This is a genomic window from Ferroacidibacillus organovorans (assembly GCF_001642725.1).
In the GTDB taxonomy this organism is placed as follows: domain Bacteria; phylum Bacillota; class Bacilli; order Alicyclobacillales; family SLC66; genus Ferroacidibacillus; species Ferroacidibacillus organovorans.
Window position 1 is genome coordinate 16,041 of record NZ_LSUQ01000028.1, and the last position, 18,391, is coordinate 34,431.

25 protein-coding genes are annotated in these 18,391 nt (G+C 52.8%); 22 read left to right on the forward strand and 3 right to left on the reverse strand.

The features are described 5' to 3' along the window. Positions 1-78: 78 nt before the first annotated feature. The 7 genes from AYW79_RS09675 to AYW79_RS09705 all read left to right on the forward strand — a co-directional run bounded on the left by AYW79_RS09675 (position 79) and on the right by AYW79_RS09705 (position 5,834). The gene (locus AYW79_RS09675) at positions 79-354 is read left to right on the forward strand and encodes a metal-sensitive transcriptional regulator (protein ID WP_067565013.1); all 276 of its coding nucleotides are present in this window, start codon (positions 79-81) and stop codon (positions 352-354) included. A gap of 12 nt (positions 355-366) precedes the next feature. After that, positions 367-2,583, forward strand: a complete 2,217-nt coding sequence (locus tag AYW79_RS09680; RefSeq protein ID WP_067564959.1) for a heavy metal translocating P-type ATPase — start codon at positions 367-369, stop codon at positions 2,581-2,583. Positions 2,584-2,684: 101 nt separating this feature from the next. Further along, the gene (locus AYW79_RS09685) at positions 2,685-2,891 is read left to right on the forward strand and encodes a heavy-metal-associated domain-containing protein (protein ID WP_067564963.1); all 207 of its coding nucleotides are present in this window, start codon (positions 2,685-2,687) and stop codon (positions 2,889-2,891) included. A gap of 147 nt (positions 2,892-3,038) precedes the next feature. Continuing rightward, positions 3,039-4,127: a hypothetical protein gene (locus AYW79_RS09690; RefSeq protein ID WP_067564965.1), complete on the forward strand. Its 1,089-nt coding sequence runs from the start codon at positions 3,039-3,041 to the stop codon at positions 4,125-4,127. A gap of 171 nt (positions 4,128-4,298) precedes the next feature. After that, positions 4,299-4,496, forward strand: coding sequence for an SHOCT domain-containing protein (locus tag AYW79_RS09695; RefSeq protein WP_067564967.1), 198 nt, complete (start codon positions 4,299-4,301; stop codon positions 4,494-4,496). A 26-nt stretch (positions 4,497-4,522) separates the two neighbouring features. Next, positions 4,523-5,179: a sulfocyanin-like copper-binding protein gene (locus AYW79_RS09700; protein ID WP_231877891.1), complete on the forward strand. Its 657-nt coding sequence runs from the start codon at positions 4,523-4,525 to the stop codon at positions 5,177-5,179. Between the two features lie 58 nt (positions 5,180-5,237). After that, positions 5,238-5,834 carry a class I SAM-dependent methyltransferase gene (locus AYW79_RS09705; RefSeq protein WP_067564971.1) on the forward strand — a complete coding sequence of 199 codons (597 nt, stop codon included), beginning with the start codon at positions 5,238-5,240 and terminating at the stop codon, positions 5,832-5,834. 262 nt (positions 5,835-6,096) lie between these two features. Here AYW79_RS09705 and AYW79_RS09710 read toward each other — a convergent pair whose 3' ends face one another. Further along, the gene (locus AYW79_RS09710) at positions 6,097-6,780 is read right to left on the reverse strand and encodes a stage II sporulation protein R (protein ID WP_067564972.1); all 684 of its coding nucleotides are present in this window, start codon (positions 6,778-6,780) and stop codon (positions 6,097-6,099) included. A 157-nt stretch (positions 6,781-6,937) separates the two neighbouring features. Here AYW79_RS09710 and AYW79_RS09715 point away from each other — a divergent pair, with 157 nt between their 5' ends. From AYW79_RS09715 to AYW79_RS09760, 10 genes are all read left to right on the forward strand, one after another. Continuing rightward, complete coding sequence (locus AYW79_RS09715; RefSeq protein WP_067564975.1) at positions 6,938-7,735, forward strand: cupredoxin domain-containing protein; 798 nt, start codon at positions 6,938-6,940, stop codon at positions 7,733-7,735. Positions 7,736-7,847: 112 nt separating this feature from the next. Further along, the gene (locus AYW79_RS09720) at positions 7,848-8,159 is read left to right on the forward strand and encodes a zinc ribbon domain-containing protein (protein ID WP_067564977.1); all 312 of its coding nucleotides are present in this window, start codon (positions 7,848-7,850) and stop codon (positions 8,157-8,159) included. A gap of 74 nt (positions 8,160-8,233) precedes the next feature. Beyond that, entirely contained in the window at positions 8,234-8,881 is a 648-nt protein-coding gene (locus AYW79_RS09725) for a peroxiredoxin (protein WP_067564979.1), read from the forward strand. 142 nt (positions 8,882-9,023) lie between these two features. Continuing rightward, positions 9,024-9,395: an ArsR/SmtB family transcription factor gene (locus AYW79_RS09730; protein WP_067953302.1), complete on the forward strand. Its 372-nt coding sequence runs from the start codon at positions 9,024-9,026 to the stop codon at positions 9,393-9,395. Beyond that, on the forward strand, positions 9,376-10,008 hold the full coding sequence (locus tag AYW79_RS09735; protein WP_231877892.1) for a cation efflux transmembrane domain-containing protein: 633 nt from the start codon (positions 9,376-9,378) through the stop codon (positions 10,006-10,008). Before AYW79_RS09730 ends, AYW79_RS09735 begins: the two co-directional genes overlap by 20 nt. Positions 10,009-10,082: 74 nt before the next feature. Continuing rightward, positions 10,083-11,231: a hypothetical protein gene (locus AYW79_RS09740; protein ID WP_067564985.1), complete on the forward strand. Its 1,149-nt coding sequence runs from the start codon at positions 10,083-10,085 to the stop codon at positions 11,229-11,231. Positions 11,232-11,291: 60 nt separating this feature from the next. Then, positions 11,292-11,558, forward strand: coding sequence for an SHOCT domain-containing protein (locus tag AYW79_RS09745; protein WP_067564989.1), 267 nt, complete (start codon positions 11,292-11,294; stop codon positions 11,556-11,558). A gap of 33 nt (positions 11,559-11,591) precedes the next feature. Further along, on the forward strand, positions 11,592-12,281 hold the full coding sequence (locus AYW79_RS09750; RefSeq protein ID WP_067564991.1) for a response regulator transcription factor: 690 nt from the start codon (positions 11,592-11,594) through the stop codon (positions 12,279-12,281). Continuing rightward, positions 12,278-13,363, forward strand: a complete 1,086-nt coding sequence (locus tag AYW79_RS09755; protein WP_067564992.1) for a sensor histidine kinase — start codon at positions 12,278-12,280, stop codon at positions 13,361-13,363. Before AYW79_RS09750 ends, AYW79_RS09755 begins: the two co-directional genes overlap by 4 nt. Further along, a complete protein-coding gene (locus AYW79_RS09760) occupies positions 13,360-13,668 on the forward strand; it encodes a zinc ribbon domain-containing protein (RefSeq protein WP_067564993.1) in 309 nt (102 codons plus the stop codon). The genes AYW79_RS09755 and AYW79_RS09760 overlap by 4 nt, the downstream gene beginning before the upstream one ends. A gap of 18 nt (positions 13,669-13,686) precedes the next feature. On the opposite strand, the gene AYW79_RS09765 is transcribed toward AYW79_RS09760, so the two are convergent. Further along, complete coding sequence (locus AYW79_RS09765) at positions 13,687-14,652, reverse strand: cation diffusion facilitator family transporter (protein WP_067564995.1); 966 nt, start codon at positions 14,650-14,652, stop codon at positions 13,687-13,689. Then, positions 14,645-15,040 carry an ArsR/SmtB family transcription factor gene (locus AYW79_RS09770; RefSeq protein WP_082806798.1) on the reverse strand — a complete coding sequence of 132 codons (396 nt, stop codon included), beginning with the start codon at positions 15,038-15,040 and terminating at the stop codon, positions 14,645-14,647. The genes AYW79_RS09765 and AYW79_RS09770 overlap by 8 nt, the downstream gene beginning before the upstream one ends. Before the next feature lie 155 nt (positions 15,041-15,195). Between AYW79_RS09770 and AYW79_RS09775 the strand changes: the two genes are divergently transcribed. From AYW79_RS09775 to AYW79_RS09795, 5 genes are all read left to right on the forward strand, one after another. Next, complete coding sequence (locus tag AYW79_RS09775; protein WP_067564997.1) at positions 15,196-15,492, forward strand: hypothetical protein; 297 nt, start codon at positions 15,196-15,198, stop codon at positions 15,490-15,492. Next, positions 15,464-15,799, forward strand: a complete 336-nt coding sequence (locus AYW79_RS09780; RefSeq protein WP_067564999.1) for an ArsR/SmtB family transcription factor — start codon at positions 15,464-15,466, stop codon at positions 15,797-15,799. The genes AYW79_RS09775 and AYW79_RS09780 overlap by 29 nt, the downstream gene beginning before the upstream one ends. Positions 15,800-15,808: 9 nt before the next feature. Continuing rightward, on the forward strand, positions 15,809-16,339 hold the full coding sequence (locus tag AYW79_RS09785) for a TlpA family protein disulfide reductase (protein ID WP_067565001.1): 531 nt from the start codon (positions 15,809-15,811) through the stop codon (positions 16,337-16,339). Continuing rightward, positions 16,339-16,998, forward strand: coding sequence for a cytochrome c biogenesis CcdA family protein (locus tag AYW79_RS09790; protein ID WP_067565003.1), 660 nt, complete (start codon positions 16,339-16,341; stop codon positions 16,996-16,998). Before AYW79_RS09785 ends, AYW79_RS09790 begins: the two co-directional genes overlap by 1 nt. Positions 16,999-17,010: 12 nt before the next feature. Continuing rightward, on the forward strand, positions 17,011-18,391 hold a 1,381-nt coding region (locus tag AYW79_RS09795; RefSeq protein WP_067565005.1), incomplete at its 3' end, for an FAD-dependent oxidoreductase.

Consider the following 18,391-nt stretch of genomic DNA (forward strand, 5'->3'; position numbering starts at 1 on the left):
TGGGGCAACCTTAGCACAATTTTTCGCATTTGACAAATAGGGTGCGGGGGTATACTATCTGTGTCGGGTGGTGATGAAATGCACGGGTACCAAAAGGATGCAGAAGATTTATTGAACAGGTTGCGCAAAGTGGAAGGTCAGGTGCGTGGCATACAAAAGATGATTCAAGAAGATCGCTATTGTGTAGACATTTTGACGCAATTTTCATCGATCAAATCGGCTCTCGCAAAAATCGAGTTGGCGCTCCTTGAGAGTCACACGCGCGGATGTGTGGTGGACGCCATTCAAGGTGGCGGCGGGGATGAGAAGATTGACGAATTGATGCACGTGATCCGGGCGAGTATGAAGGGGTAGAGGTGATCGCAGATGGCAGAGGCAGTTCTTGAAACGGAGCGCGTCCCTTCCGAGCAGATTCAGATGAACATCACGGGGATGACATGCGCGGCGTGTGCGGCGCGTATCGAGAAACAGTTGAACAAAGCACCGGGTGTCGTGCGGGTGAACGTCAATCTCGCGAGCGAAAAGGCGGTTGTGGAGTACGCGACGGGGACACTCACACCGGATGCGATCATTCGTGTCATTGAGAAGACAGGGTACGGCGCGGAACCGGTTACGGAGGCGTTGGGCGAGGAGCGCGAAGATCAGCGCATTGCGTATCGCAACTTGCGCGTCGCGTTTTGGGCGGGCGTTGTGTTGACGCTGCCCCTCGTGGTTCAGATGATCAGTGGTTTTATTCCACACGCGTCCTTTATGCTCCCTGTGTGGCTGCAAATCGCGCTTGCGACACCAGTTCAGTTTGTGGTGGGCTGGCGCTTTTACAAAGGGGCGTATCACGCCCTGCGCGGCGGCGCGCCAAACATGGATGTGCTCGTCTCTTTGGGGACATCGGCCGCCTATTTGTTCAGTTTGGCAGTCGTCATCTGGCGCATCCCGTCTGGTCTCTACTTTGACTCGGCGGCGCTGATCACGACGCTCATTTTGATGGGCAAACTGCTTGAGCATAAGGCGAAGGCGCAGACGTCGCGCGCGGTGCGGGCGCTCGTAAAGTTGCAGGCAAAAACGGCGCGCGTGATTCGCGACGGTCAAGAGATGGACATTCCCACAGAGCAGGTGGTGACAGGGGATGAGCTGCTCGTGCGGCCGGGGGAGAGCCTCCCGGTGGACGGGATCATCCTGTCGGGGCGGACGTCGATTGATGAATCGATGCTGACGGGAGAGAGCATGCCTGTGGCAAAAGAGGCGGGCAGTGCGGTGTTTGGCGCGACACTCAACAAGGAAGGCGCATTTCACATGCGGGCGACCAAGGTGGGGCGCGACACGGCGCTGGCGCAGATCATTCGCATGGTGGACGAGGCGCAGGGGTCGAAGGCGCCGATTCAACAGCTGGCAGACAAGGTGTCGGGGATCTTTGTGCCGATTGTGCTTGTTGTATCACTCGTGACGTTTATCGGGTGGTATTTTGCGGCCGGGTTCACGCACGCGCTGATCAATGCGGTGGCGGTTCTGGTCATCGCGTGCCCCTGTTCGCTTGGTCTTGCGACGCCGACGGCGATCATGGTGGGGACAGGAAAAGGCGCCGAGAATGGCATCCTGATCAAGGGCGGCGAAGCACTCGAACAGGCACATCGACTGACGGCGGTGATCCTTGACAAGACAGGGACGATTACGAGCGGTCGCCCGGAGGTGACAGACGTGGCTGCGCTGTCTGATCGCGTGTGGGAGCGGGATCTGCTCGCATTGGCAGCCTCTGTTGAGCGCGAGTCGGAGCATCCGCTGGGCGCGGCGATCGTTTCTCATGCGCAAGCGCAGGGTCTGATTTTGCCGACGGCGAAAGATACAACGGCCATTCCGGGTTATGGCGTGCGCGCAACGGTGGAGGGCATGCTCGTGTTGATTGGCAACCGCGCCTTCATGGAGCGCGAAGGCGTTGCACTGGAGGACGGGGCTGACAGACAGGCGATAGGCTTTGAAGCGATGGGCAAGACGGCGATGTGGGTGGCGCGCGATCGTGAGCTGCTCGGGATCATCGCGGTGGCGGATGGGGTCAGAGAGACGTCGCGGCAGGCGATCGCAGAGATGACTTCGCTCGGGCTTTCGGTGTACATGCTGACGGGAGATAACCACAAGACAGCACAGGCGATCGCCCAATCGGTGGGGATTGCGGCAGAGCGCGTTTTTGCGGAGGTGCTGCCTCAGCAAAAGGCGGAGATGGTCAAAAAGCTGCAAGGGGAAGGAAATGTGGTTGGCATGGTGGGCGACGGGATCAACGATGCCCCGGCGCTTGCCTCCGCAGAGATCGGTTTTGCCATCGGATCGGGTACGGACGTAGCCATTGAGACGGCGGACATCGCGCTTTTGCGCGGGGATCTGTTGAGCGTGGTCACCGCGATCCGTCTCTCGAACGCGACCATAAAAAAAATCCGGCAAAACCTCTTCTGGGCATTTGGCTACAATTCGCTCGGCGTACCGCTGGCCGCACTCGGGTTCATCAGCCCGGTGATTGCCGGCGCCGCGATGGCGCTCAGTTCGGTGAGTGTTGTGAGCAACTCTCTGTTGTTGCGGCGTTTTCGCTCGACAGTGTGAGTTATGGCAGCGCGTTCGTAATGCGAATTCGGCGGCCAGCGTATTCTCGTGATGCCATCGGGTGTGCGCACAGGAAAGCCATTTGAAGGGAGGTGAGGGAGATGGCGGTGGCAACGATTGAGGTGCAGGGGATGACCTGTCAGGGGTGTGTCAAATCGGTCACGAAGGCGCTGCAGGCGGTTGACGGGGTGACGTCGACGGACGTGAGTCTTGAGAAAAACCAGGCGACGGTGACCTATGAAGAAGGTAAAACAACGGTTTCGGATTTGAAGTTGGCGATTGAAGATGCCGGATATGATGTGGCGTAAGTGCAGTTTAAAACCGGAGTGGGCGTGCAGGTTCTCACGAATCTGTGCGCTCACGTTTTTTATGTCTGCCGATCCTGATTGTCTGATAAACTAGACGTAGTTTTACGATTGCGATGTGTGGCACGAAAAAGGGGCGGAGGAAAACCTATGAGCATTTTGAACCGGATTCGCACCATTTTGGCGGGCGAACGATATTGCTCTGATGAGCACTTGGAAGGTTATCACAGGATCGGGCAAGATGTGTACGTTCTTGAGATGGAGCTTTTGGACGCGACAGAGCCGCATGCAAAAGCCATTGCGCGCGCCGCGCGCTGTTTTCAAGTGATTGGGGATGCGCTTTTGCAGGATGCGCGGGAGGATGATCAGAAGCGCTCGGTGGCGAGCATCACGCATGAGCAGGCGGAGGTATTGTACGGAAGGATTCCTGATCTCATGGTTGCCGCCAGACAGGAGGCTGCGTTTGCGGGGAGTGCCCGCGTGAGTTTGCCGATTCGACTTGGGAAACGGGTAGAATCTGGCCATACTGGTCCGTTGGAGCATTTAATTGGGTTGCAGCGCGCGGCGGATGATCTGGAATCTCTACTGTCGTCGAAGATCCAGTTGGCGAGGTTGGAGGGTGACAAATTTAAAGAATCCATTCTTTTAGCAGAAGAGGCGCGAACGCGAAGACGGACAGGGGATTCGACGGTAGGGAGACTGACGGAGGGGAAAAAGGTTCCGGCTGATCTGCACGAAGAGGCAGAAGAATCCTACTGGACGGCACTGTCTTCCTATTTGCTGGTTGCGCAAGGGCTCGAAGATCCGAGCGTTTTGTCGCATCCGGCGCGCGTGAGCAGCGTCAAAAGCAAATTAGACTCGGAGGATCGCTGGCGCATAACGTCTGAGTCGGCGAAACGAGAGATTCGCAGAAGTGGAGAATGGCAGATTGCAGAGCGGGATCTTGACGAATTTTGGGAGTCTCACCGCCTCACGCAAGAAGAGCGCGAGTATGAAGCGACCGTAGAAAATCTGCTGCGCTCAGGCGATATCGTGGAAAATGGATACTGGTACTGTTGCCCATTCCAGTCTTGTTATCGTGTGGTGCAAGGTCCTGTGCATGTCGTGGGACATACCGTCAAGCAGCATCACGCATTTGTGTGGGAATACGGTGAAGATGGAGCGCGGGGCCATTTTATTCAGGTGGAATCCTTCAATCGCGCAGACTCCCGGCAGTACTGTGGCGATGAGGATGAGTAAACCGTCAATCCTTGCAATTTCTCTCTCGTGATAAACGAACAATCCCGTCGCGATCCAGAGCGAGTGATCTAGCGCTCTCAGGATCGCGAACCATTTTTAGCATGACGTGCACACACTTTCTTCACACTTGCGCGCTAGGATGAAGCCAACAATTGAAAGGTGGGCTCTGAAATGGGATGTTGTGGTGGAGGGATTTTCTCGCGTGGGTATCGTCAATCCTCTCAAAGGGCATCTGCGCCGATCAAGCAACAGGCGGATTCTCCGGTCGATACGTTAAAGAAACGTTTAGCGAATGGTGAAATCAGTGTCGAAGAGTATCAGAAACTTTTAGTCATTCTTCAGCAAGAAGATGTACCCATGCGTCTGTAATTGAAACGGGGTGTCACGCAGTGAAAATGGGACGATCCATTTGGCTGTGGGGGTTGATAGCCCTCGCAGGGTTTATCGTGTTGGCGGGCGTTTTCATGGTTGCCTTCAGAATGTACAGTGGGCAAGGCTATGGAGGCATGATGGGAGGCGGTTATGCAGCAACGGGGCCGATAGGATCATCCGTGGGAGGCGTGACCCGCCGAACGTCCTGGCTATCGAGTGCAGAACTCGCTACAACGATTCGCGTGGGGGAGCAGGCTGCAAGGATCGACAAAAAGACAAATCGCATCGTTTATCGCGGAAAAAACGTGAATCTTGTTGCGCTTGCCTCTCCGCACGGTGTGCCGAATATGACGTTTGAAGTCGATGGGTTGGTGAATCCAACTCTTGTCGTGCCTGCCCATGCGCGCATCACCATTGAACTTGTCAATACGGACTGGGGATACATGCACGGCTTTGAAGTGACGGAGACGCCGCCGCCATACTCATCCATGGTGATGATGGGGATTCAAAATGACTTTATTTTGATGCCATTGCCGCCGCGCACGACGCAAAATCTCCAAACCGCACAGTATGCAACCCGCACGGAGACGTTGACGCTGCCCGCAGGGACGTATCACTATTTATGCCCGGTTCCAGGACATGCGGCGACAGGGATGTACGGTCGTCTGATCGTAACCTAACGTCAACTACCCACCACGGTAAATTCGTTGAATGTTTTTCTGAAGGGGGGTCTCTTCCGTGTGTGTCAATCACCCGCGCTTTACACGTTTTTATGTTTGGGGGCAGCGGTACGTAGAACAGGCTGTTGGGGAAATCAGGGAAAAGCAGAACAGCAAAGCCTACGGGAGAACGCTCATTGTAGGTGCGGGTACGGGTTTAGACATTTCCACACTCGGTTCAAAGGTGAGCGAAATTACGTTGCTTGAGCCAGATGCACACATGCGCACCTACTTAAAACAAACCTATGATTCTCTCCCTTTGATTCCATCGACGGCCGAAAACATGGATGTGGGGGACGGGCAGTTCGATACAGTGATAACCAGTCTCGTACTGTGTTCTGTGACAAATGTGCGGCAAGTCTTATCTGAAATTTACCGCGTGCTAAAGCCCGGTGGACAGTATCTTTTCATGGAACACGTGCAGCACAATGAGGCTGTTTCCCGCATGGTACAAAATTCATTGAACCCCGTTTGGCAACACATTGCAGGCGGCTGTCAGCTAAATCGGAAGATTGCTGATGACATAAACGCCTCTGCCTTCACCACCATCGAATGCAGTCTTGTAAAACCCCATTTCCTCATTCCGATCATCGCGGGACAGGCTATACGCATTTGATCGCGCCGAGCAAACCCTCCTCATGACCACTGACCCAGCATCGAACCTGGGCGATCTGTTTGATTTGTCTTTGTCAGGATGTACTGGATTTTCAAGGGGGTTGAATATGCCGCACGCTATGGAGAACTAGGCCAAGATTTATAAGGCGAAGCTAAATCGCAAGCGGTCCATGTTGTCTTTTGAGTACATTGGGTACCTTGAATTTGCTACCTAACCTCAATGTAAATCGCTTTAGAGAGGCATCTTACATCGGGGATAACAGCTATAGCGTACGTTGCAAATGAACCCACAGAAGATGGATCTGTAGTTCTGCGATGGATAGCCATTGCTGACCGTAATCGACAATGGCTAAACGGAGCTGCACAGGGATTCGCTTTCCGTTAGGTTCTGTGATACTCGTGACTGCCAGCGGAGGAGTTTGAGGAAACGCACCTGTTCGTGGAATCGCGTGGGCATTCATGGCAACGTAGCACAGTTGGGGAAAGATTACACACCACCAATTATGTCCTTGCCCTTTTCCTAGAACAATGCGCAATGCCTCATAATTACCAGCTGGGAAGACGTGATTGCCATAGAATTTTCTTGGAAACCATGTCATTCCAAAGGTCGTTGTGCTGTTGTAAGTGATCCCCATATGATTTAGATCGTCATGAATCAACGGATTGATCTTTGATATGTCGCGCTGAATTTCTAGTGCGGTTTGACTGTATGTGAGATGTTTCGGAAGATGTTGAGACAGAAAGGTTAATACGTGATCGCGTATCGCCAGTTTAACACGTTGATCGTGTGGGGTATTGCTATTTGCGATGATGCGAATCCGAATGGCATTCGCAGGCAGAGGGGATGACGGGAGAGAAGCAAGGGCAAAGAGTGGACGAAACGAAAATTGATGGAGCAGCCCGAACAGACATACGCCAACAAATGTGAAAATCACCCCCCGCCTCATGTTCTCACCCCCCTTTTCATTCAAAAAAACCTGGTAGGTGGAAGTGTGGCCAGTTCAGGAGCTAGATATACGTGAGAGTCATAGGAAACTCAATTGGATCTGCATACTTTCTTCACAGTTGGTCTCTATGATGACTGTGAAAGGGAGGAATGCAGTGATGAAAAGAAAAGGTTGGATCATTCCTGTGATCGCTGGTTTGTCTGTGTTGATGATTGGCAGTGGGGCGTTTGCGGCGACGGTTTCGCAAACAAACCGCATGACTTTTCAGGGAACACATACGAGCCATGGATTAACGGGTACTGTGGGTGTGATGGGTGACAGAAGCAGCGGAAGTGGCGCCGCGAGCGCGCTGGGCGGCGGATACGGCATGATGGGCGGCGGAAGTGGCGCCGCGGGCAGGATGGGCGGTGGATACGGTAGGATGGGTGGCGGAAGTGGAACTGCGAGTCGGATGGGCGGTAGGATGAACGCTTATTCTTCACTTGACAGTAGTGCCTCGCTGAATCAACAGATTGCGCTGGGAAAGCAGGGAGCCGTGATCGATCAAAAGACCAATACGATCACGTACAGCGGTGGGTCGATTAACCTGGTTGCGCTCGCATCGCCGCACGGGGAACCGAATATGACGTGGGAGATCGATGGATTGGTGAATCCCACAATCATCGTGCCTTCCAGTGCAAATGTTCAAGTTACCTTGGTGAATACGGACTGGGGATATATGCACGGATTTGAGGTGACGTCAACCGCACCACCGTATGGCATTATGGCGATGATGAGTGTGAATAGCGATTTTCTATTGATGCCGCTGCCTGAACGAACAACCAAGGCGCTTGCCACAGCGCGTTATGATACGCGATCTGGGCAGTTGCATTTGAGTAAAGGGACGTATCACTATCTATGTCCGATGCCCGGTCACGCCAATCAGGGTATGTACGGAACACTAAAAGTCGTTTAATTTTTGCTCCATCGCATAGAGAACCGCGCAGGGACGGCAAAGGCACATTCGTGTCCAGTCCGCTTGCGCGGTTCGAATTTTAAAAATGCATCTTTCTTAGGGGGGAGTGAACGTGAGACGTTTGGATTGGATGATTGCCAGTGGATTTGTTCTGTTGGGTCTTTTGTGTTTGATGATCGCCGGTGAAATCTTTGTAAGCGATCCAATGATGGCTGGAATGATGGGAGCGAATCCTAAGAGCAGCGCGCTATTTATCGTTATTCTCATACTATTTGTCATGATGGTTATGGTCTTGTTGGTGCGAATGAATCTTGATAAAAAGAACGCTCCATCGGTGCGCTGTCTACATTGCAGTCAACGCTTAAAGTCGGAATGGCGTGTGTGTCCTTATTGCGGTCAGCATCGATCGCAGATTTGGGAATAGATCAGGCTTCTCCATACATTCTTCACAGGTAGGCGATAAAGTATGTACAAACGAAGACAGGAGAGATGTTGTTTATGTCAGAAGTGCAGCAATTGCCGAGATTGAATGAATTAGCACCAGATTTTGAAGCGAACACGACGCAAGGAAAACTAAAATTGAGTGATTTTCACGGGAAGTGGGTGGTTCTTTTTTCCCATCCAGCTGATTTTACGCCTGTGTGTTCGACGGAGTTCGGATCATTCGCTTCGAAAACGGAAGAGTTTGCAAAGCGCAATGTCCAATTAATCGGGCTGTCTGTAGACGGTGTGCAGGCGCATTTGGCATGGATTCGCGACATTGAAGAGATTTTTTTACACAAGGTTACGTTTCCGGTGATTGCTGATTTGGATATGAAGGTATCAAGCTTATACGGAATGATTCATCCTGGTGCAAGCAGTACGGCGGCGGTTCGCTCGGTGTTCATCATGGATGACAAAGGGATCATGCGAGCGATGATTTACTACCCGATGAATGCGGGACGCAATATATCAGAGATCATCCGTGTCATTGATGCGCTGCAAACGGCGGATCAATACGGCGTCTCGACACCTGCGGATTGGACGCCTGGGGGAGAGGTCGTCGTGGCTCCCCCTGCGCAACAAGGCGCGATCAAGACACAGGAGGAAGAAGAAGCTCAAGGCTACGATTATAAACGTTGGTACCTGCGCTTTAAAAATCTTTGATTTAAGAGGGGACATCGATCGCCCACCTGTCGCTTTGGAGACGGGTGGGCTTTTGTATGTTCTAAAACGTATGCCCATTGTGGATGTGGCACATTCGTGATACCCTTCATTCAAACCGATGTTTGAATGAAGGGGAATGATGATGAATAAGCGGGACATGTGTCAAGTCGAATGTGTGGATATGTCAAAGGTGGAGAGGCTTCGCTCTGTCATTCCGGAGACCGCTTCACCGTCTATGGTTTTCAAAGCCCTTGCAGATGGCACACGTCTCAAAGTGGCCTATGCTCTGGCAGAGGATGAACTGTGTGTCTGTGAGGTTGCAGCATTACTCGATACGACAGTTCAAAACGCGTCGCATCACCTCCGGCGGCTTAAAAGCGCAGGGCTCGCATCCTATCGGAAAGAGGGGAAACTCGTCTACTACAGACTGTCACCAGCGGCGTCTCTCGTTTTGAATTCAGTAAAGCAAGGTCAAGGGGGCGAAAAGGTTGTCAGTGAAAGCGTTGCAGGTTAAAAAAGGAATCAACATTGAGATTGTCAGCATTCTTTGGATGCTGGTTGAAGCGGCGGTGGCCATCCGCGCTGGAATCATTGCTCATTCATTGGCACTTAAGGCGTTTGGGGCAGATAGTATCATTGAATTGGTGGCAAGTGCGATCCTTCTCTGGCGGCTCTATGTTGAGTCAAGTGGTGCAAGCCTTGCACGGGTAAAGCAGGCCGAGAAGAGGGCTTCATGGGTTGTCGGAGTCGCTTTGCTTGCACTGGCTGGTTACATCGTTGTCTCAGCCGCATTCGACCTGTGGACACGTTCCGGCTCGGAAAAAAGCATGCTAGGTCTCGCACTTGCCATCGCTTCGGGGATGATTATGCCGTACTTGTCACGTGAGAAAAAAAGAATTGGTACGGAAATCGGCAGCAAAGCCCTTCGCGCCGACGGCTCATGTAGCATCGTATGTGCGTACATGGCGTGGACATTGATCGTAGGACTCGTTTTGACCGCTCTGGTCGGCTGGTGGTGGCTGAATGCCCTGGCTGGCTTGGCATTGGTTTATTTTGTGGTCAAAGAGGGGATTGAAGCCATTCAAGAGGCGCGCGGCGTCGAGGATGCCTGTGGGTGTGGTCATTGATCGAGAAGTTCCTCCATACTTTCTTCACAAATTCCGGATATGCTCCTGCTATTGTCTAAAAGAGGTGTATGCATATGAACATGACTCCCTATATTGATCCCGCGGTTGTTCACTCCTTTCACGTGATGCTCTTTCAGTGGAGCCTCATGACGCTCGCGTCTGTTCTGTTGATGTCTGCGGCGTGGTGGCTTTTAGGCTATTTCAATGAGGATACGGATGCCCCTCGGCGCATCACGTTTGACACACATCATCCTTTTCGACAAATCTGGATGCTGATCCGCCACCGCGTCGGGCATACTCCAAAGGCGCGTGTCGTACTAGGGTGGGGTTTGGGAACATTCTGGCTCATCGATGGAATTCTTCAAGCGCAGCCCGCCATGCCCAATAATGGATTTGTCCAGGACGTGCTTGCCCCCTCAGTGATAGGGCAGCCGCCGTGGTATCTTCGCATTCTCGGATGGAACATCCAGTTTTGGTCAGACTATCCTGTTGGCGCAGACGTGTTTTCCGTGATTTTACAGGTGGGCATCGGGCTGTGCCTTTTGCTCGCGATGGATCGGGTCTGGGGACGGATTGGGTTGTGGGTATCCATCGTATGGGGTCTTGGCATTTGGTTTTTGGGAGAAGGGATGGGCGGCATCTTGACGGGCAGCGCGACATGGCTGTCAGGATCGCCTGGCTCCGTCCTGTTCTATGTGTGTGGCGCGATCTTTTTACTGCTTCCAGAAAGCGTGTGGAGAGATGGACGGGTCATTCGACTCGGAAATCGCGTGATCGGAGGGATCTGGATCTTGGCCACGTTCGCCCAAGCGTTACCTACGGCAGGGTACTGGACAGGGCAAGGTCTCAGCGGGCCATTTATAACCGCAGCCAGTATGCCGCAACCAAGCTTTTTTTCAGATCCGATCCATGCGATGGCGGTGAGTACGCTTCGTCATCCGTGGCTTTGGAATGCCGTTTTTGTTGCCTTTATGTTTACCTTGGGTGTCTTCTTCTGGTTTCAAAGGGTACACTCATGGGTGTTGGTCTCGGCATTTGTATGGCTCTTTTTCAGTTGGTGGATGGGGCAAGATTTTGGGGTCATGGGTGGGATTGGAACCGATCCAAATTCAGCGCCCGTGTTCGCTTTGTTCATTGTGACGATCCATCTCGATCGGTTCGCGCGTCGCAAGCATGCACCTATAGAACGACATACACAAACTTTCTTCACACTTGAGCGGTAAGGTCTAAGCAGTAAGAAGAAGTGCTGATACGTGCCTGTCATTGAAAAGGGGTGTTATACCATGTGGTATGGAAATGGTGGAATTGGGTTTGGGTCGATGATGGGAGCGATGGGGATCATGGGATTTGTCATGATTCTGTTTTTCGGGATCTTGATCTTTGCCGTCGTTTTTGGGGTGAGAATGTTCACGCGAACGGAGCGCGGTTATTCAGGCGGAAATTCGTCTCATGATTCGGGCAGGGCGCTTCACATCGTTAAAGAACGCTATGCCAAAGGGGAAATCAGCCGCGATGAGTACGATCGGCTGCGCGATGAGTTGAAAGACTGATCGGTTACGTTTGCATCGAAAGAAGGGGAGAGGATGCAGCGCCATATCCTGATCGTGGACGATGAGGCGGCAATGCGGCAATTGGTGCGCATCTATCTGGCGCACGCGGGGTTCTCCGTCTCTGAAGCAAAGGACGGTGTTTCGTGTATGGAGGAACTGTCTGCGGGCGTCTATGACATGGTGATCCTCGACATGATGATGCCAGGCATGGACGGTGTGGAAGTGTGTCGGAGGATTCGCGAGCGTCTTCCTGAGATGCCAGTGCTTATGTTGACCGCGCGCGACGAGGTGGAGTCGCGCGTAAAGGGGCTCACGGCTGGTGCGGATGACTACCTGACGAAACCGTTTGACTCGCGGGAACTGGTCGCGCGTGTCAAAAGTTTACTGCGAAGAACGCAACCTCGCGATGAGGTGGAGTACGCGATTCCGGAATATCATTTGCGCATGGATGTCGAGACGCGAAATGCGACGGTGCGCGAGGAACGGCTCGCGCTTACTCCCAAGGAGTTTGATTTGCTCGCATTGTTCGTCAAGTGGCCCGGCCGCACGTACACGCGTGATGAACTGCTGGATCGGGTCTGGGGACCAGAGTATGAGGGAGACACGCGCACGGTGGATAGCCACATCAAAAACATCAGAGAAAAGCTGCGGGACGCGGGCCTTTCGGCGAGCATCCTCGCCACCGTCTGGGGCATCGGCTATCGGTTTGAGGTTCCCAAATGATTCGCTCACGCATCGCCGTCAAACTCGGGGCATCCATCCTTGGGCTTATGCTCGTGGTGCTTTCAGCGCTCTATCTCTCGCTTGAACAGTTGATGGTTCATGTGGCGCAATTTCGTGACATCAGCCACGCCGCCTCGAGTCGTGTAGAACAGATGCTCGTGCTGGCCGCAGTCGGGGCGATCCTGTTGACGGCAGGTCTGGCGATCGTTCTCTCACATCGCCTCGCGCAGCCCCTGCTCGCGATGAGAAGGGCCACGCGCGAGATTAGTCGCGGGCAGTACCACATTCGCGTGCCTGCGTCAGGTCGCGATGAGGTCTCCCAACTCGGTCAGGCCATCAATGATCTCGCGAAACATCTGGATTATCTGGATAAAACGCGCAAGCAATTTCTCGCCGATGTCGCGCATGAATTGCGTACACCGCTCACGTACATTAAAGGCTATAGTGAAGTGGTGTACAAGGGAATGGCGGAGTCACCGGACGCGGTCAATCGCTATTTGGCGCTGATCTATGAAGAAACGCAACGCGTCGAACGCTTGATTCAGGATTTGTTTACCCTCGCGCAAGCGGATGAAGGGGTGCTCTTGCCCATACACCGGGAGAAAATTCAGGTCAATGAGTGGATTTGCAACCTGGTTGATCGGGTGAGCGCGCGGGCAGCCACCAAGGATGTTACGGTGGATGTGCACATCGCGCAAACGTTCTGCGTTGAAGGCGATCCTGTGCGACTTGAACAGGCATTGATCAATGTGCTTGACAATGCGGTGCGCTACACGTTGTCCGGTGGGATGGTATCGGTCGCGGTCGCGCAAGAGGGAGACTTCCTCCTGCTCCAGGTGAGCGATACGGGCATCGGCATTCCGCGTGAGGAACTCCCCTATATCTGGGAACGCCTCTATCGCGTCGAGAAGTCGAGGTCGCGCGGGGGCGGCGGAAGTGGGCTTGGTTTGGCGATTGTCAAACAGATTGTCGAGTCGCACGGGGGATACGTTTCCGCGAAGAGTGAAGAAGGAAAAGGGACGGTCATTACGCTCGGCGTGCCGCTTCATGCAGGCGTCGACACGGGAGGGGATCGGGCGTGAATAAAACGCCGTGGATCATCGCCTCCATTTTGATTTTTTTAGGGATACTCTGCCTCTTCATGGTGGGGAGTGGCGCGACCGTTAGGCCGATGGGTTCAATGATGGGGCCCATGATGATGTTTGGGATGCTCTGGATGATCGCATTTCTTTTTTTAGCGGTTCTTCTCTTGGTATTCCTCTATTTACAGATGAAAAAATGGAGAGAGCGGGAAAATTCCTGCCGATCGTGTGGACAGCGTCTCCACCGTGAATGGAAGGTCTGTCCGTACTGTGGTGAGAGGATCGAGAAATTTCCAGATCGGTAAGGCGTGTCAGGCGGCTCTTCAGTGACTGTGAGGTTGACTGTCGTCATCTCTACACAGCACAGAGTCATCGTGCGGGTGATCGCCGTCCTCAATTTGTACGGTGACGTGGCCAATGTTTTTATGCGCCAGCGCCTGCTCTACGTCGCGCAGGATGTGCTGGCTCTCGCGGATCGTTAGGCCGCCGTCGAGCACAGCGTGACAAGACAGCGCATTTTTTCCGCTGGTGATACTCCAGATGTGGACGTCGTGGACGTCGTGGACGCCGCCTACTGCGCGAATCGTCTCTACGATGTCACCTACTTCGATGCCAGTTGGCGTGCCTTCCATCAGAATGCTGACCGTTTGCTTTACGATGCGCCACGCGCCGAATGCGATGAGCAGCGCGATGAGAACGCTCAGGATGGGGTCGATCAGATTCCAGTGCGTGAATGCGATGATCAGACCACCGAGAATGACAGCGGCCGAAGCGGCAGCGTCTCCCAGCATGTGCAGCACCGCGCTGCGCACGTTGATGTTCTCATCGTGGCGCATGCCGAGTCCGAGATAAAGGTTCATGAGCAACCCAACGCCGGCGCTGATGAACATCCATGTGGGGGTCACGTTTACCGGATGATGAAAGCGACTGTACGCTTCCCACAGGATGACGAGTGTGATGAGGATCAATGTGATGCCATTGATGAGGGCGGCGAGAATGCCCGATCGATGGTACCCAAACGTCATTGAACCGCTCGGTGGCTTTTCTGACTGCTTTAGGGCGAACCATGACAGGCCGATCGCCGCGATGTCGGTCAGAACATGGCCGGCGTCTGACAGCAGAGCGAGACTGTGGGAAAGCATGCCGCCGATCAGTTCTACAACGAGGATCAAAAAGGTGAGAAAGAATGCCTTTTTCATCTGGCCTGTCGGCGCGTGCGAGTGGAACACGCCGCTGTGATCGTGATCGTGCGTTTTTGCGTGGCCATGATGATGCGCGTGTTCAGCCATGAGAATTCTCCTTTTGTAGATGATCGATGTGATCGATCGCCATTTGTAGCAGCCCCAACGTGTGCGCATCGTCGTGCGTATAATAGATGGTGTTTCCGTCGCGGCGATTCTTCACGAGTCGCAAGGTGCGCGAGTAGCGCAACTGGTGGCTGATCGCGGATTGCGTCATTCCGAGCGCTTCTGCCAAGTCACAGACACACAACTCACGCTGCGCTAAGATGGAGAGAATGCGAATTCGGGTAGGGTCGGAAAGCGCCTTGAACCACTCGGATAACTGTTTTACGGTGTCGTCTGCCAAAGCGCTTGACGCGCAAGGTTCTACAGCGTTCAGGTGTGCGCCTGATCCGCCACAACATGATTCGGCGTTCAAGTTTATAAGTTTTGACACTTGCACACCACCTATATGCGTTGTTGTTCATATATTGTATTCTAGTGTCACATCTTTTGCAACTGGGATCACTTGAAGAAGCTTAACGTTGACGAATCATATATTTAGATATATAAATATATGTAATTGGTTTGCGATGAGATGGAGATGATTTTTTGGTTGAACGACCTTATTTTTTAAAGGTAACTAATCTCGCTTTGGCTGGCATACCTGTTGTGTTTTTTCTTTGCTGTGGGTTACCTCTGATCTTAGGTGCGATTGGTCTGACTGCAGCTGGCGCATTCATGGTTGGTATGAAAAATTGGATCGTTGGAGGATTTGTCGTGATGATAGGCATCGTCGCGTTGATCGCTGCCATTCGTCGGCGTGGTTCGATCAAACAGGCTTGCCGCGTTACGAAAATGGGTCAGGAGGTGCCGGATTGTGAATCCAATCCAGAAACAAGACACTGAAATTCAGAATGAATTATACGCGAAATTTTTTCACGGTTTGTCTAATCCGACACGTTTTCGCATCGTGGAGATTCTGTTAGATGGCGAAAAAACAGTAAGTGAATTGGTAGATATGCTTTCTGTGACTCAGGGGCAAGTATCCAACCATTTGGCGTGCCTGAAATGGTGCGGATATGTTTCATCAAAGCAAGACGGAAAATATGTGATCTATCGAATGACGGATGAACGTGTACGAACAATTGTGCAACTTGCCAAGGAAATGGTGTCAGACAATGCAGCGCATATCAGTCAATGCACAAGAATGTGAGGGTTGACCGTGAATAAATGGGTTTTGTCGCTGGGATTGGTCGTCATTGTCGGGATTGGTATTTCTGCGGTGAATGCAGTTGGGAGACAGGCTCAAGTCTCCAATGTGAATGCCCCGCCAACGACGAGTCAGACTCATTCAACAGCTACCGGAAATGTGGGGTACCAGTCCCTCTCGTTCCATACAGTTTCAGGACAAGTACTTCACGTGAACCCAAACAAGAAAACCGTGTTACACTTTATGACATCGACGTGTGCTTCCTGCGTGCCGACAGAACGGATGCTTACGAAATTTTCAAGTATGCCCGGGGTTCAGATCATCTCCGTCGACATCAATCCGCAAAACGACAATTTACGCACGATTCAACAATTTGAACGCACGGCGCATTCAAATTGGCCGTATGTCATGGAGACGACGCCATACTTTATTGATACGTTTCATGTCACTGAACTTGATACGGTGGTTGTTCTCGAACACGGCCATGTGATCTTTAATAAGGTTCTCCCATCTTTCGCTCAGTTAAAGAAGGTATTAGCCTAATGACTGGGTCATGGATTATTCTTGGGGCAGGGATTATGGCTGCTTTCAACCCGTGCGGTGTGGCGATGTTGCCAGGGTATATCGTGCGCCTGCTCGGCGAGCAAAATCATTCGCTCAAAGATGGTTTATGGGCTGGCGGCGTCATGACGCTCGGATTTTTCTTTGTGTTTAGTATCGGCGGTATCGGCGCTGCTCTTTTCGCCTCGTTACTGGGTGCAATCGCGTCTTGGGTAGCATTTTTTGTTGGTGTTTCGTTTGTTGTCGCGGGATTTTTGATGTTTTTTGGAAAGTCGCTTCTTCAATTCCACATTCGCGGACCAAAAGCTGGATCTGCAAAATCCAATCGAACCTTTTTCGTTTACGGGATCGCGTATGCGCTAGGTTCACTTGGATGTACATTTCCGCTATTCTCCCTACTGGTGTTGTCCTCGTTCGCATCACAAGGGTGGATCGGAGGAATGATGGACTTTTTGCTTTATGCGTTCGGCATGGGCTTTATGGTAACTCTATTATCGCTTGCGTCCACCATCTCTCAACAACTGATTTCAACGTGGATGCGCAAAGCAGCAGTTTGGATGAACCGTTTCAGTGCCGCGATTACAGTCGGCACTGGAATCTACCTGATGTTCTATTGGTGGCCCTATCTTACGCTAAAGTGAGGGATTGAAATCATGACGAGCATACAGATTAAACTAAACATTGAGGGCATGACGTGCACAGACTGTGAGAAACATATTGTCAAAGCGCTGTCCGAACTGGGCGTCGCCCAAGCAAACGCCGACTTTCGGCGTAGCGAGGCAGTTTTTACGGCGCCTTCAGACATCAGTCTTGATCGGTTGTTTAAGGCAATTCGCGACGCTGGATACACACCGACAGGCGTTGAGTTGCGCGATGACCCTCACGTAGAGCCACCCAGCACACAGGCGCGCGAGTACGACTATGATTTTTTGATCATCGGGACGGGCGCCGCCGCATTCTCGGCGGCGATTGAAGCTGCGAAGTTTGACGCACGCATCGCACTCGTCGAGCGTTCGGTCATCGGCGGAACATGCGTGAATGTCGGCTGCGTACCCTCAAAAGCGCTGCTGCGCGCGGGGGAAGTCTACCACCAAGCGGGGGGTCATCCGTTTGCGGGGATCTATACCTCTGCTCAGCGGGTGGATTGGCAGGCGCTTGTCGATCAAAAGGACGCGCTGGTGAAAGAACTCCGCAAACACAAATACGAAGATTTGATGGATGCTTACGGATTCACGCTGCTTCAGGGCGATGCAAAATTTATCGACGGTCACACCGTGATGGTGGAAGATCAGAGGATCACTTCGGCGAAATTCCTGATTGCGACAGGTGCGTCACCACAGATTCCAGAGATTGAAGGACTGTCTGATGTCTCTTATTTGACAAGCACGAGCGCACTCGAACTTTGCGCAGTTCCGGATCATCTCGTTGTAATCGGATCGGGGTTTATCGCGCTTGAGATGGGACAATTGTTTCGCAACGCCGGAGCGCGCGTCACCTTGATCAAGCGTGGTGATCGCCTGCTCCCATCCTATGAACCAGAAGTTTCTGAGGCGGTTGCACAGGTTTTGAAGCGGCAAGGCATTGACGTGATTTATGGGGCAACCTGCGAGCGTGTCAGTGAGGAAGATGGAATCAAGTCTGTGTATCTCATCGCGCAGGGGGAGGAGGCGCGTGTCATTCGCGGCGATGCGCTCCTTGTCGCCGCGGGCCGCAAGCCGAACACGGCAGGGCTTGACCTCGAAAAAGCGAATGTGCGCGTCGGTGAAAAGGGTCAGGTTTTGGTGGTCGATGGCATGCGCACGAGCAATCCAGACGTCTATGCGGCGGGCGACGTGACACTCGGACCGCAGTTTGTGTATGTGGCGGCCCATCAAGGGGCGATTGCGGCGAGCAATGCGGTCGGAAAAGAAGGGCGGAAAGTCGATTTGCGGGCGGTTCCAAGTGTGATTTTCACACACCCGGCCATTGCCTCGGTAGGAATGACGGAAGAGGAAGCCAAAGCGCACGGACACGAGACGCGCGTCTCGATCCTTT